Source organism: Bradyrhizobium guangxiense (assembly GCF_004114915.1).
Lineage (GTDB): Bacteria > Pseudomonadota > Alphaproteobacteria > Rhizobiales > Xanthobacteraceae > Bradyrhizobium > Bradyrhizobium guangxiense.
Map to the genome: position 1 here is coordinate 4644528 of NZ_CP022219.1, position 13790 is coordinate 4658317.

General features: G+C 63.8%; 11 protein-coding genes. 5 read left to right on the plus strand and 6 right to left on the minus strand.

Annotated elements, in window-relative coordinates:
• The first annotated feature begins 15 nt into the window (after positions 1-15).
• Entirely contained in the window at positions 16-1578 is a 1563-nt protein-coding gene (locus X268_RS22240) for a bifunctional aminoglycoside phosphotransferase/ATP-binding protein (protein ID WP_128929345.1), read from the plus strand.
• Positions 1565-2536 (plus strand): CHAD domain-containing protein, encoded by a 972-nt coding sequence (locus X268_RS22245; RefSeq protein ID WP_128926904.1) that lies wholly within the window; start codon positions 1565-1567, stop codon positions 2534-2536. Before X268_RS22240 ends, X268_RS22245 begins: the two co-directional genes overlap by 14 nt.
• Here the strand turns inward: X268_RS22245 and X268_RS22250 are convergent.
• On the minus strand, positions 2533-4386 hold the full coding sequence (locus tag X268_RS22250; RefSeq protein WP_128926905.1) for a PHA/PHB synthase family protein: 1854 nt from the start codon (positions 4384-4386) through the stop codon (positions 2533-2535). The genes X268_RS22245 and X268_RS22250 overlap by 4 nt on opposite strands.
• A 203-nt stretch (positions 4387-4589) precedes the next feature.
• Between X268_RS22250 and X268_RS22255 the strand changes: the two genes are divergently transcribed.
• Complete coding sequence (locus X268_RS22255) at positions 4590-5318, plus strand: CBS domain-containing protein (RefSeq protein WP_128926906.1); 729 nt, start codon at positions 4590-4592, stop codon at positions 5316-5318.
• Positions 5319-5339: 21 nt separating this feature from the next.
• Here the strand turns inward: X268_RS22255 and X268_RS22260 are convergent, their stop codons facing one another.
• From X268_RS22260 to X268_RS22270, 3 genes are all read right to left on the minus strand, one after another.
• A complete protein-coding gene (locus X268_RS22260; protein WP_128926907.1) occupies positions 5340-5798 on the minus strand; it encodes a RidA family protein in 459 nt (152 codons plus the stop codon).
• 21 nt (positions 5799-5819) lie between these two features.
• A complete protein-coding gene (locus X268_RS22265) occupies positions 5820-7511 on the minus strand; it encodes a benzoate-CoA ligase family protein (RefSeq protein WP_128926908.1) in 1692 nt (563 codons plus the stop codon).
• 145 nt (positions 7512-7656) lie between these two features.
• Complete coding sequence (locus tag X268_RS22270; protein WP_164937862.1) at positions 7657-8175, minus strand: MarR family winged helix-turn-helix transcriptional regulator; 519 nt, start codon at positions 8173-8175, stop codon at positions 7657-7659.
• A 252-nt stretch (positions 8176-8427) separates the two neighbouring features.
• Here X268_RS22270 and X268_RS22275 point away from each other — a divergent pair, with 252 nt between their 5' ends.
• A complete protein-coding gene (locus X268_RS22275) occupies positions 8428-9600 on the plus strand; it encodes an ABC transporter substrate-binding protein (RefSeq protein ID WP_128926909.1) in 1173 nt (390 codons plus the stop codon).
• A 32-nt stretch (positions 9601-9632) separates the two neighbouring features.
• Positions 9633-10085, plus strand: coding sequence for a cupin domain-containing protein (locus X268_RS22280; protein WP_128926910.1), 453 nt, complete (start codon positions 9633-9635; stop codon positions 10083-10085).
• A 40-nt stretch (positions 10086-10125) separates the two neighbouring features.
• Here X268_RS22280 and X268_RS22285 read toward each other — a convergent pair whose 3' ends face one another.
• Both X268_RS22285 and X268_RS22290 read right to left on the minus strand, forming a co-directional pair.
• The gene (locus X268_RS22285; protein ID WP_128926911.1) at positions 10126-11376 is read right to left on the minus strand and encodes a flavin-dependent oxidoreductase; all 1251 of its coding nucleotides are present in this window, start codon (positions 11374-11376) and stop codon (positions 10126-10128) included.
• 55 nt (positions 11377-11431) lie between these two features.
• Positions 11432-13783 carry a bifunctional salicylyl-CoA 5-hydroxylase/oxidoreductase gene (locus X268_RS22290; RefSeq protein ID WP_128926912.1) on the minus strand — a complete coding sequence of 784 codons (2352 nt, stop codon included), beginning with the start codon at positions 13781-13783 and terminating at the stop codon, positions 11432-11434.
• Positions 13784-13790 lie beyond the last annotated feature (7 nt).

Sequence of the window (13790 nt, forward strand, 5' to 3'; positions counted from 1 at the left end):
CGGATGCCCGTTTCCATGAAAGATGAAATGGCGGCCCAGGAGCGGATCTTCCGGACGCTGACCAGCCATTCCGGGGTGACGCGGATCGACACGCATGGAGCGTCGGTGTTCCTCGACGGGAAGCGCGCGTTGAAGATCAAGCGCGCCGTGCGGTTTCCCTTCCTCGATTATTCGACGTTGGAAAAGCGCAAGCTGGCGTGCGAGGAGGAAATCAGGATCAACCGGCCGCTGGCGCCGCAGATCTATCATCGCGTCGTGGCGATCACGGAAGAGCCGGATGGATCCGTGCAAGTCGGCGGTCGGGGCCGGCCGATCGAGTATGCGGTGGACATGTCGCGCTTCGACGAAAGCAGAACACTGGATCATCTGGCCAAGGGCGGCCCGCTGGATGCGAAGCTCGCCTCGGCAGCCGCCGACGCGATCGTGGCTTCGCACGCGGCGGCGACTTGCGCCGACGGAACGGCATGGGTCTCATCGATCCCGGCGCTGATTGAGGGCAACAGTGACGGACTGCGGGCTGGCGGGTATTTCAACGCTGACGACGTCGAAAAGCTAGGCAAGGCCTCGCAGGAGGCATTTCGACGTATTCGTCCCCTGCTCACGGAGCGCGGCCATCAGGGCTTCGTGCGCCGCTGCCACGGCGATTTACACCTTGCAAACATCGTTCTGATCGACGACCGGCCCGTGCTGTTCGACGCCATCGAGTTCGATGCACAGATGGCAACCGTCGACGTACTCTACGATCTCGCCTTCACGCTGATGGACCTGTTGCACCACGAACAGCCACGCGCGGCCAACATCGTCTTGAACCGCTATCTCGCCGCGACGCCGGCCGACAATCTCGACGCACTCTCGGCCCTGCCGCTGTTCATGTCCGTCCGGGCGGCGATCCGCGCCCAGGTGGCCCTGGCACGGATGAGGCCGCCGCACTCCGACGACCCCGGCATTCTCGGGCAGGCACAACGATATTTTGGCCTCGCCAGGACACTGATCCATCCGTCGGCCCCGCGCCTGATTGCCGTTGGTGGACTATCAGGCACCGGCAAAACGGTTCTGGCGCAAGCGCTGGCGCCCGGCATCGCGCCGCCGCCCGGGGCTGTCGTGCTGCGCAGCGATATCGTGCGCAAGCGGATGTTCGGGGTCGAGGATACGCAGCGCCTGCCGCCGTCCGCCTACACGCCGGAGCATGCGGCCCGCGTCTACGGCACGCTGGCCCAGCACGCCCGGCGGGTGCTGGCGCAAGGCCATTCGGCGATCATCGACGGCGTATTCGCCCGCGAGGACGAACGGAACGCGGTTTCCGCGCTGGCGCGCGAGTGCGGCGTGCCGCTGAACGGGCTGTTTCTGGTTGCGGACCTCGCGACCCGGCAGAGGCGGATCGGAAGCCGAGAGGGCGACGCATCGGACGCCACGCAAGAGGTTGCCGCGCTGCAAGAGCACTATAATATCGGCCGCATCGGTTGGGGGGCCATCGATGCATCCGGGTCACAAGAGCAGACGCTCCAGCACTGCTGGAATGCGATCGCTGAAGGCAAACAGGGCAATCTGATTGGCGCTGGCAAAGATGGCACGACCTAGCACAATCTCGACGGCCGCTCGCGCCACTCCGGCGGCGCGGCGCAATGCGCTGCCCGGCCGTCTCAGTCCCGGCATGGCCTGCGATACAGCGTTCCGGATCATCGCGCGCCGCCACCTCGATGCCGTCCTCGCCCAGCATGACGGTACCTGCCGCGGCGATCCCGACGCGCTGCACCAGATCCGCATCGCATTGACGCATCTGCGGACGGCCATCCGCTTCTTCTCGCCGATGGTCGACGACGCTCTGCGGCCGAATGTCTGGGCCGAACTGAAATGGCTGAACAATCAGCTCGGCATGGTGCGCGACCTCGACGTGGCGATCGAGCGGGTCGTCGCCGAGAGCGGCGACGAGCTCGCCGTGGTCGCCGAGCTTCAACACTGGGACGAAAAGCGCGCCGAGAGTCACCGCCAGCTGGCGCGCGCACTGCAATCGGCGCGGTATCGCCGCCTCGTGGAGCAGACCTCGAGCTGGATCGAGAGCGGTCCCTGGTCGACCCGGCGCAGCAAGGAAGCCATCCGATTGCGCCGCTGCACGCTCGCTGACCACGCGACGGAACGGCTGACCGACTGGGAGACGACGCTGCTCAAGAAGGCGCGCAAGCTCCGCAAGCTCGACGTCGACAAGCGCCACAAGGTACGACTTCTCAACAAGCGGATGACTTATTCGGTCGAGTCGCTGCAGGACCTGTTCGCCGAGGAGTCATTGACGAAGCAGAAGTCCATCCTCAAGAAATTGCGCAAGGCGCAGCGGTCGCTCGGACAATTGAACGACGACGCACGAGGACAAGCATTGGCGGCGTCGTTGAACGGCGCCGGCCTCGAAGCCGGCAAACGCTTCCTCAATCGCAAGCGGGAGAAGAAGCTGTTGCGGAAGGCCTCGGCGGCCTACCGCAAATTGGACAAGACCAAACCGTTCCGGTCCTCGGATCTCGCGCCGAGTTCGGAGCCGGAGGCTTAGGTGTGGACGTAGTCCCCCGGCGCATCGGGCAGACCTGGAGCGCCTCCAACCCCGATCTGCGGGGGATCACAGGGCGCGCCGGAGCGCGCCCCCAGCCAATTGGTCCATTCCGGCCACCACGAGCCTTCAACATGGGGAGCCAGCTTCAGCCACTCGTCTGCACCAACATAGGGCGCATCGGCAGCCTTGGTCAGCACCTGATAGAAGTGGCCCTCCTCCTGCGGAGGCGCGACGACGCCAGCGTTGTGACCGCCGCTGGTCAACAGGAACGTCACGTCGGCATCGACCTGGTAGTGGATCTTGTAGACGGATCGCCACGGCGCGACGTGATCGGCCAGCGTGCCGACCACGAACATCGGGGTGTGAATGTCGGATAGCGAGACACTCCTGCGTTCGACGCGATAGCGACCCTCCGCCAGATCGTTGTCCAGAAACAGCTTGCGCAGATACTCCGAGTGCATGCGATAGGGCAGCCGCGTGGCGTCGGCGTTCCAGGCCATGAGATCGCTCGGCGGCGCGCCCTCGCCCATCAGATAATCGTGCGACAAACGCGACCAGATCAATTCGTTGGAGCGCAACAGCTGGAAAGCACCGGCCATCTGCGCCGTGTCGAGATAGCCTCGCTGCCACATCATGTCTTCGAGAAAGGCGACCTGGCTCTCGTTGATGAAAAGCGTCAGCTCTCCGGCCTCAGTAAAATCGGTCTGGGCCGCAAGAAGAGTGACGGTGCCGAGACGGTTGTCGCCGTCGCGTTCCATCGCCGCGGCGGCGATCGACAGCAACGTACCGCCGAGACAATAGCCGAGCGCATGAATCTTCCGCCCCGGCATAATCAGGCCGATCATGTCCAGCGCAGCCATGACGCCCAGCTTGCGGTAGTCGTCAAAGGCGATATCCCGATCCCGGGCATCCGGATTGCGCCAGGAGATCGCGAACACGGTGAAACCTTGATTGGTCAGATAATTGACCAGCGAGTTCTGCGGCGAGAGATCGAGGATATAATACTTCATGATCCAGGCCGGCACGATCAGGATCGGCTCGGGGCGCACCTGCGCGGGGGTCGGATGGTACTGAATCAGTTCGATCAGGTCGTTGCGGTAGACGACCTTGCCGGCGGAAGCTGCCACCGTCTTGCCGACCACGAACTGCCCGTCGTCCGTCAGCTTCGAGCTGGAGAGCAGGCGCATCAAGTCGCTGCACCAGTTCTGCCAGCCGAAGACGAAATTCTCCCCGCCGCTCTGGAACGCCTTCTCCAGGACCTTCGGATTGGTTGCCGCGAAATTCGACGGTGCCAGCATGTCGAGCATCTGGCGCATCGAGAACTCGACGATGGCTTCGTTTGCGTGCGAGACGCCGCGCACGCCCGTCGCGGCATCGCGCCACCAGCTCTCTGTGAGCAGAAATGCCTGCGCGAGTAGATTGAACGGCGGGGTCTCCCATTGTGGTCCACTGAAACGGCGATCCCGCCCCTGCGGTTGGATCACGGACCACGGCTTTTGCTGCGGCGACGCTGCATGCGCGGCGGCTTGCGCCAGCCGGCCGGTGTCGCGCAGGATGTTGCGGGAGATCTCCATCTGGCGCTGCGGCGCCGCAGCGAGATGCGAGCTCCAGTCGAGCCAGGCAAGCGACAAGGACAGAGGTGAAATTCCGCCCGTGAACCGTGCCAGTAGGGCGTGAAACGCGCGGTCGAAGGGATATGGCTCTGATACAGGCAAGAGATCGGCGGCAGCCGGCATCGGCACGGGCTTTTCAGCGCTCACCGTCCGGCCTTCGGGGCCAACGATGAGATTGACGGGAAGAGCCTGTACTGCCGGCTCCTCGGCCCGTGGAAGTATCCGCACGACGCTCATGGCTCAATTTCCTGTCGGCTCTGTTCATTGACAGGATATGGCCAGCCTTCGCGTGCGGGTTGAGCTGCATCAAATCCGGGACGCAGATCACGTCTGCTTAATCGGGATGAAAGGGCGTCGTCCGATTGACCTGGGTCAAGCCGCACCTCGATACCCGAGCTAGTTTTCGTGCATCGACATTCAACAAGCCAGCGGAGTTATCCATGCGCGCCCATCAGATCATGACCCGGTCGGTCATTTCGGTCTCCCCCGACACCAGCATCGTGGAGGCGGCCAATATCATGCTGAAGCGGCATGTCAGCGGCCTCACGGTGGTCGACGAAACAGGCAAGCTGGTCGGTGTCGTCTCCGAAGGCGATTTCATCCGCCGCAGTGAGATCGGCACCGGGCGCAAGCGCGGACGCTGGCTGCGGTTCATCCTCGGTCCGGGCAAATCCGCCAGCGATTTCGTCCACGAGCACGGCCGCAAGGTCGCCGAGGTGATGACCGACACGGTCGTGACAATCACGGAAGATACGGCGCTCGCCGAGATCGTCGAGCTCATGGAGCGCAACAACGTCAAGCGGTTGCCGGTGGTGCGCGGCGACAAGGTCGTCGGGATCGTCTCCCGCGCCAACCTGCTGCAGGCCGTGGCGGGGCTCGCCCGCGAAGTGCCGGATCCGACGGCAGATGACGATCACATTCGCAGCCGCATCATCGAGACCATGGAGAAGAACGACTGGTGCCCGTTCGGGCTGAACGTCATCGTCCGTGACGGCATCGTTCACCTCAGCGGCGTCATCACCGAAGAGCGCACCCGGCAGGCCGCGATGGTCGCAGCGGAAAATGTCGAGGGCGTGAAGAAGGTGCACGACCATCTGTGCTGGGTCGACACCATGTCAGGGATCTATCTGAACTCGCCTGAGGACGACGAGCTCGCCAAGGCAAGCTAGAAAGGGCGAGCTGAGCCAGACTCAGCGTGGAATGACGGCGGTGGCCTCGATCTCGACGCGCGCCCCCTTCTCCACGAGACGCACCACCTGCACCAGCGCCATCGCGGGGTAATGGGCGCCGAAGGTGGCACGGTAAATCCTGCCGAGCTCCTTCAGGTTGGACAGGTACTCGTCCATGTCGACGACGTACCAGGTCAACCGCACGAGGTGCTCGGGCCGCGCGCCGGCCTCGGCCAGGATCGCGGCGATGTTGCGCAAGGTCTGGCGCACCTGCGCGACGAAGCCGTCGGCGAGACGCTCTTCGGCATCCCAGCCGATCACCCCACCGGTGACGACGATGCGTCCCTCGGCAGCTATGCCATTGGCATAGCCCTTCGGCATCGGCCAACCCGACGGCTGGAGCACCTGCACCCGCGGAGGGGCGTCATCCTCAGCGGCTGTCGGTAGCACCGCGAGCTGCGGGCCTTTCGGCGTCGTCACGGACAATTCTTCATCCTTCTCTCATTCGGCCGCGACGCCCGAGGACGTTGCGGCGGCCTGCGCCAGTTGCCGCAAAGCAAAGCGCTTCAGTTTCCCGGTCTCGGTCTTCGGGAGTTGCGTCACGAATTCGATGGCGCGCGGATATTTGTATGGCGCGATCTCGCGTTTGACATGCTCCTGCAACTCGGCCACGAGCTTTGCATCCGGCGTCACACCGGGCGCAGCGATCACATAGGCCTTCACGATCATGCCGCGCGCCTCGTCCGGGGCGCCGACCACACCGCATTCGGCGACCGCCGGATGCGTGAGCAGGGCCGCCTCGACGTCCGTCCCTGCGATGTTGTAGCCGGCCGACACGATCATGTCGTCGGAACGCGACTGGTACCAGAAATAGCCGTCGCTATCCATCAGATAGGTATCGCCGGTGATGTTCCAGCCGTTCTGGACGTATTTGCGCTGGCGCTCGTCGGCGAGATAGCGGCAGCCGGTCGGCCCGCGTACCGCAAGCCTGCCCATCGTTCCCGGCGGCACGTCCCGGCCGTCATCATCGACGATCCTGGCCTCATAGCCGGGCACGGGCTTGCCGGTCGCGCCCGGACGAATTTCGTCTTCCGTCGCGCTGATGAAGATATGCAGCAGCTCGGTCGAGCCGATGCCGTCCATCAACTTGATGCCGGTGGCATTGAGCCAGGCATCGAAGGTTGGCTTCGGCAGCGTCTCGCCGGCTGAGACGCATTTGCGCAGCGAGGAAATGTCGCGGCCCGGCAGCTTGCCGACCATGGCGCGGTACGCTGTCGGCGCCGTGAAGCAGACGGTGGTCTTGTATTGCTCGATCGCCGCCAGCAGATCGTCGGGCGTCGTCTTCTCCAGCACGACGAAGGAGGCGCCGATGTGCATCGGAAACAGCACGCCGCCGAAGCCGAAGGTGAACGCGAGCGGCGCCGACCCAACGAAGCGATCCTTCTGTTCGGCCCGCAAGATGTTGCGCGCATAGCCGTCGCAGACCGCGAGCATGTCGCGATGAAAATGCATGGTGCCCTTGGGATCGCCTGTCGTGCCCGACGTGAAGGCGATCAGGCAGATATCGTCCGAGGCGGTATCGAGAGCCCTGAACTCCGGACTCGCATCGCTGATCAGCGCCTCGAGCGAATCAGCGGCGCCGTTGCTCCAATAAACCACCCGCTTGAGATTCGGCGCGGCAGCTTTCGCCTTCTCCATTTCCTCGGCGAGCTTGCCGTCGCACAGCGCCAGCGCGATCTCCGCCTTCTGGATCGGATAGGACAATTCCTTGGCGCGCAGCAGCGGCATCGTGGCCACGACGATGCCGCCGGCCTTGATCACCGCGAGATAGGTCGCGACCATCATTGGATTGTTGGCCGAGCGCAGCAGCACCCGCCCGCCGGGGACGAGACCGAGCTTGCCGACGAGCACGTTGGCGATGCGGTTCACCAGCGCCTGCAGCTCGCGATAGGTGTAGCTGACGGCGGGACTGATGACGCAAGGCGCCTCGCCATGGCCCTGCTCGACCCAGCGGTCGAGAAAATAACTGACGCAATTCAATCGCGGCGGATAGTGCAGCTCCGGCCGCGTGAAGATGAATTCGGGCCAGAGCTCGCGCGGCGGCAGATGCTGCTGCGCAAACGTATCGATATGGGCCGTCGCGGCGGTGCCGTCATGCGAGCCCGTGACTTGAATCTTGGCGGCGTTGGCCATCGCACGCTCCTTTCAGCATGGATTGCACCCGGCAGCACGATCTGGAAAACATTTTAGGCTTAAAACAATTCGGCGCAATAGCGGATTTTGGGCATCCCGTGCTTTTTCCTGCGGCAAAAAGGATTGGAGGCCTGGCGGCCTGCGCTCACGGCCGGCGGCGCGCGGCCGATTTCTGCGCCGACGCCTTGGTCTTGGCGAGCAGCCGCATCAATTCGCGCACATCCTTCGGCGAGAGGTCGGCGAACAGATCCGCGATCCAGGTCTCATGCTCCGCAGCCATCCGGCGGAACTCGGCTCGGCCGAGTTTTGTCAGGCGGATCACCTGGACACGGCGATCCGTTTCCGAGGTTCTACGATCGAGATGGCCGGATTCGACAAGGCGCTCGACGAGACCGGTGACGTTACCGTTCGACACCATCATGCGTTTAGAGACGTCAGACAGCGTCATGCCGTCAGGCGCCTTGTCGAGCTGCGCCATCAGATCGAAGCGGGGCAGCGTGACGTCGAAACGCTGCCGCAGCCGGCCGCGAACCTCGCCCTCGATCAGGGTCGTGCAGGTCAGAAGGCGCAACCACAGCCGCAGCTCGTCGGCATGGTCCTCCGGCGTTTCGACGGCCTTGGTCTCGGAATCGAGCATCTCGGTGCAGTCACTCTTGGCGGGCATTGGCGCCGGCACGGATTCCCCAACGTTTTGAGCTTCAAATAAATTGAGGCCGGCCGCAAGTCCAAAGCTGCAACAATCGACCGCACGCCAACTTCTTTAGGCTTCAAATAATTGGCGCGCCGCTTGCATGCACCGCCACCCACGGGATGACGACACTTGGAGCGCTGCTTGCCGCGGCAGCCATCGTCGGCATAAGCTTGGATTGGAGCACGAGGCTTGTAGCGCAAGCCCTGACGTCACGAGGGACAGATCATGAAGACGCAATTGACCTTGGCCGCTGCCTTGCTGCTCGGCACTGCCGTGAGCCCTGCCCTCGCCCAGGAGAAGATCAAGCTCGGCGTGATCGTGCCCCTGTCAGGGCCCGCCGCTGCGCTTGGTCAGCAGGTGCGCGACGGCTTTGCGCTCGCGGTGAAGGATCTCGGCGGCAAGATGGGCGGGCGTGACGTCGAGGTGATCGTTGCAGACGACGAGCTGAAGCCGGACGCCGCAGTGACCAAGGTCAAGGGCCTGCTCGAACGCGACAAGGTCGACTTCGTGGTCGGCCCGATCTTCTCCAACATCCTGCAGGCGATCCACCGGCCCATCACGGAATCGAAGACCTTCCTGATCAGCCCCAATGCCGGTCCGTCGACCTTCGCCGGCAAGGACTGCAACCCGTTCTTCTATGTGACCTCGTACCAGAACGATCAGGTTCACGAGATCCTCGGCAAGGTCGCGCAGGATCGCGGCTACAAGCGGATGTACCTGATGGTGCCGAACTATCAGGCCGGCAAGGATTCGGTGGCAGGCTTCAAGCTCGACTACAAGGGCGAGATCGTCGAGGAATCCTACATGCCGCTGAACACGCTGGATTTCCAGCCGGAGCTGTCCAAGATCTCCTCGCAGAAGCCCGATGCCCTCTTCACGTTCATGCCGGGCGGCCTCGGCGTCAATCTCGTCAAGCAGTACCGACAGGCCGGCCTTGCCGACAGCATTCCGGTGCTTTCGGCGTTCACGGTGGATGAATCGACCCTGCCGGCGCAGCAGGACGCGGCCGTTGGCATGTTCGGCGGCGCGAACTGGGCGCCCAATCTCGACAATCCCCAGAACAAGAAATTCGTCATGTCCTATGAGGCCGCCTACAACGTCGTGCCCGGCACCTACGCCTTCCAGGCTTATGACGCCGCGATGCTGATCGACAGCGCGGTCAAGGCCGTGAAGGGCGACCTGTCGAACAAGGGCGCGGTCCAGGCCGCGCTGAAGAAGGCTGACTTCACCTCGCTGCGCGGTGCCTTCAAGTTCAACACCAACGGGTATCCGATCCAGGATTTTTATCTGACCAAGGTCGCCAAGCGTCCGGACGGCAAGTTCCAGACGGAGATCGTCCAGAAGGTCTTCGAGAATTACGGCGACCGCTATGCCAAGGACTGCAAGGCGGCGAACTAAGCCGCGCGTCGCATTAAGGGAGGACTGCTGCAATGAAGAGCGAAATCACCGGCATCACGCGGGCCAATGAGGGGATTCAAGGCATCTCCTGGAACATCCTCGGCCAGACCTATGTGCCGAAGAGCTATGCCGAGAACAGCTTCTCCTGGCACGCGACGCTGCCGCCGGGCACATTCGTGCCGCCGCACATTCACCCCGACCAGGATGAGTATCTCTACATGCTCGAGGGCAAGCTCGACTTCGTGCTCGGCAATTCGGAGGCACAGGCAACCGCAGGCGACCTGATCCGCCTCGGCATGGGCGTGCCGCACGGCATCTTCAACAAGTCGGAGCAGACCGCAAAAGTGCTGTTCTGGGTCTCACCCAGCCGCAAACTGTTCGACCTGTTCTGGGGCCTTCACAACATGAAGGAGCAGAAGCCCGAAGACGTGGTGGCGCTGGCGGCCGAGTTCAACATCCACTTCCTGCCGCCGCCGCCCGGCTAACGCGGCCCTGCGGGTCCGGATCATGCTTTAGCATCGCGCTTCAAGCACGCACCGCGGCAAGCCCCGGCACGGCGGCAAAACCGGCCTTGGTCGCATAGCCGCGCACGATCGCTTCGCGCTGGGAATAGCTGAGGACATTATCGACATTATCAAAGCCGTCGGGCGCGAGCTGCTCGACGGCGTCGATGACGCCTTCGGGGCCACCGCGCCGGTTGGAGCGAACGATATCGGCCGTCATCGGCAGGCGCTTCTTCTCGTATTCGAGCAGCGCCTGGCGCGGATGCTCGGCGCGCACCAGCGCGTCGGCAAGGCATCGCGCATCGAGGATCGCCTGCGAGGCGCCATTGGAGCCGACCGGGTACATGGGATGCGCGGCGTCGCCGAGCAGCGTGACGCGTCCTGATGACCAGTATGGCAGAGGATCGCGGTCGCAAGTCGGATACTCGTAGAATTCGGGCGTCGCCGCGATCAGGCTCCGCACGTCGATGTAAGGCACCGAGAAACGCGCGACGTGCGGCATCAGCTCCTCGCGCCGACCCGGGCGCGACCAGTCTTCCTTGCGCGGCGGCGGCACATTGCCCTCGCCGACCTTCACCAGCACGGCCCAATTGGTCAGGCGGCTCGCCGCGCTCGATCCCTCCGCGATCGGATAGATCACCACCTTGGCATTGAGGCCACCGGCCACGATCATCGATCTGCCGGTGAGGAACAGCGGCCAGTCGCGCGCACCGCGCCAGAGCATCAAGCCATTCCAGCAGGGCGGGCCCTCGTTCGGGAACAGCGTCTCCCGGACGCGGGAATGGATGCCGTCGGCACCGATCAGGATGTCAGCGCGCGCGGTGTGGACATGCGCGCCGGCACGATCGAAGAAGTAGGCGGTGACGCCGCCCTCGTCCTGCGTGAACGCACCGAGCCTGCAACCGGTGTGGATGGCATCAGCCCCGAGCCGCTCCTCGACCGCGCGGTGGATGACACCCTGAAGGCGGCCACGGTGGATCGAGAATTGCGGCACGTCATGGCCGGCGTCGATGCCGCGGGCTTCGCGCCAGACCTCCTGGCCATGGCGGTTGAGGTAGTAGAGCTGGTCGGTACGGATCGCGACGTCGTCGAGCTTCTGGAGCAGGCCGAGTCCGGCAAGCTCGCGCATGGCGTGCGGCAGGGTGTTAATGCCGACGCCCAGTTCGCGAATGGTGTCGGCTTGTTCGAAAATCTCGCATCCGATGCCGCGCGAGCGCAGCATCAAAGCGGTGGTGAGGCCACCGATACCGCCACCGACGATAATCGCTTTCATCGCCCTTACTCCACTCGAAACATGCCAGGCAATGAGGTTAACGTCGCACGGGCGGTCACTCCGCCGCAAGCGGCTTTGTCGCCTCCGCCTTGAGCTCGGCCCGGGTCTTGGGCTTAGCCTTAATTCTCAGCTCCTCGAGATCCTGCCGGTCGCGCACGCTGTTGCGGAAAATTTGCTCTTTTCCCGGCAGATATTGCGGCGGACAGAACGCCGCATCTGCCCCGTACCAGGCCGCCGCTCTCATGGCGAAGAACGGATCCACCAGGTGCGGCCGGCCGAGCGCGACGAGATCCGCTCGGCCGGCGGCCAGGATGGTGTTGGCCTGGTCCGCCGTGGTGATGTTGCCGACGCACATTGTGGCCACGCGCGCCTCGTTGCGGACCTGATCCGAGAACGGCGTTTGGAACATGCGCCCGTAGATTGGCTGCGCATCGCGCACGGTCTGTCCCGTCGAGACGTCGACGAGGTCGACACCAGCTTCGGCGAAAGCGCGCGCGATGGCGACGGCGTCGTCACCGGTGATGCCCCCCTCAGCCCAGTCGGTTGCGGAAATGCGCACCGACATCGGCTTGTGCGACGGCCAGACAGCGCGGAGCGCCTCAAAAATCTCGAGCGGGAACCGCAGCCGGTTTTCAAGCGAGCCGCCGTATTCGTCCGTGCGGGTGTTGGTCAGTGGCGAGACGAAGCTCGCGAGCAGATAGCCGTGGGCGCAATGCAGCTCCAACATGTCGAAGCCGCAGCGCTCGCCGCGCTCGGCCGCCGCGACGAAAGACTCCCTCACCGCAGTCATGCCGGCACGATCGAGCTCGCGCGGCACCTGGCTGTCCGGGAAATAGGGCAGCGGGGACGCCGAGACGACGTCCCAGCCGCCCTCTTCTAGAGGACGATCGATGCCGTCCCACATCAACTTGGTGGCGCCCTTCCGACCGGCGTGGCCGAGTTGGAGGCAGATCTTTGCAGCCGAATTACCGTGGACGAAATCCACGATGCGCCGCCAGGCAGCCTCCTGGTCGTCGTTCCACAGGCCAGCGCAGCCGGGCGTGATGCGCGCATCGCGGCTGACGCAGGTCATCTCCGTGAAGATGAGACCGGCACCACCGATGGCACGGGAGCCATAGTGCACGAGATGGAAATCACCGGGCACGCCTTCCTTGGCCGAATACATGCACATCGGCGACATCACGGCGCGGTTGGCGATCTCCATCTCGCGCAGCCTGAACGGCTGGAACAGCGGCACCGCCGGCTTTTCCGTATCGACATCGAAGCCGCCGGCGCGAACCTGTTTGGCAAATGACGTCTCGACCTCGGCCACGAAATCGGGCGCACGGAGCTTCAGATTGTCATAGGTGATCGCCTTCGATCGCGTCATCACGCCGAAGGCAAACTGCACGGGGTCGAAATCCCAGAAGCGGTCGACGTGCTCGAACCAGACCAGCGAAACGTCGGCGGCGTGCTGTGTCTTCTCCACCTCTTCGCGGCGGCCGTGCTCGTAGAGATCGAGCGCGGCTTTGATGCTGGGAGCTTTCTCCACCGCTTCGGCGAGCGCGATCGCGTCTTCCATCGCGAGCTTGGTGCCGGAGCCGATCGAAAAATGCGCGCTCGCCTTGGCATCGCCGAGCAGCACCATGTTGTCCTTGACCCAGCGCTTGCTGCGGATCATCGGAAAGTTGCGCCACATCGAGCGGTTTGTGAGCAGCTTGTGTCCATCGAGGAACCAGCCGAATATCTCCGCCATCCGTGCGGCGGATTGTGCCTCGTCCAGCCCCGTCAGGCCGGCGCGCTCGAATGTTTCAGGATCGGTCTCGAAGATCCAGGTCGAGTGCCCGGCCTCGTACTGATAGGCATGGGCGATGAACGGCCCCCATTCGGTCTCCTGGAAGATGAAGGTGAACGCGTCGAGCGGCCTGGTCGACCCCATCCAGGCGAACTTGTTGGAGCGGACGTCCACCTCCGGCTGGAAATGATCGACATATTTCTCGCGGAAGCGGCTGTTGATGCCGTCGGCAATCAGGACGAGATCGGCATCAGCAAGGCGAGATTCGTCGTCGACGTCCACCTCGAAGTGCAGGACGACGCCCAGCTCGCGGGCCCGCTCCTGAAGGATCAGAAGCAGCTTGCGCCGGGAGCAGCCGCAAAAGCCATTACCGCCGACTCGGTGCACGGTGCCGCGGAAATGCACGGCGATGTCGTCCCAATACGCGAACTCCTGGGTGATGCGGCGATAGCTCGGCGGATCGTGCCTTTCGAAATTGTCCAGCGTGGCATCCGAGAACACCACGCCGAAGCCGAACGTATCGTCAGCCCGATTGCGCTCATACACGGTGATGTCGGCGCCCGGCCGCTGCTTCTTGAGCAGGATCGCAGCGTAGAGACCCGCAGGTCCGCCACCGATGATCGCGACTTTCATGGGAGCC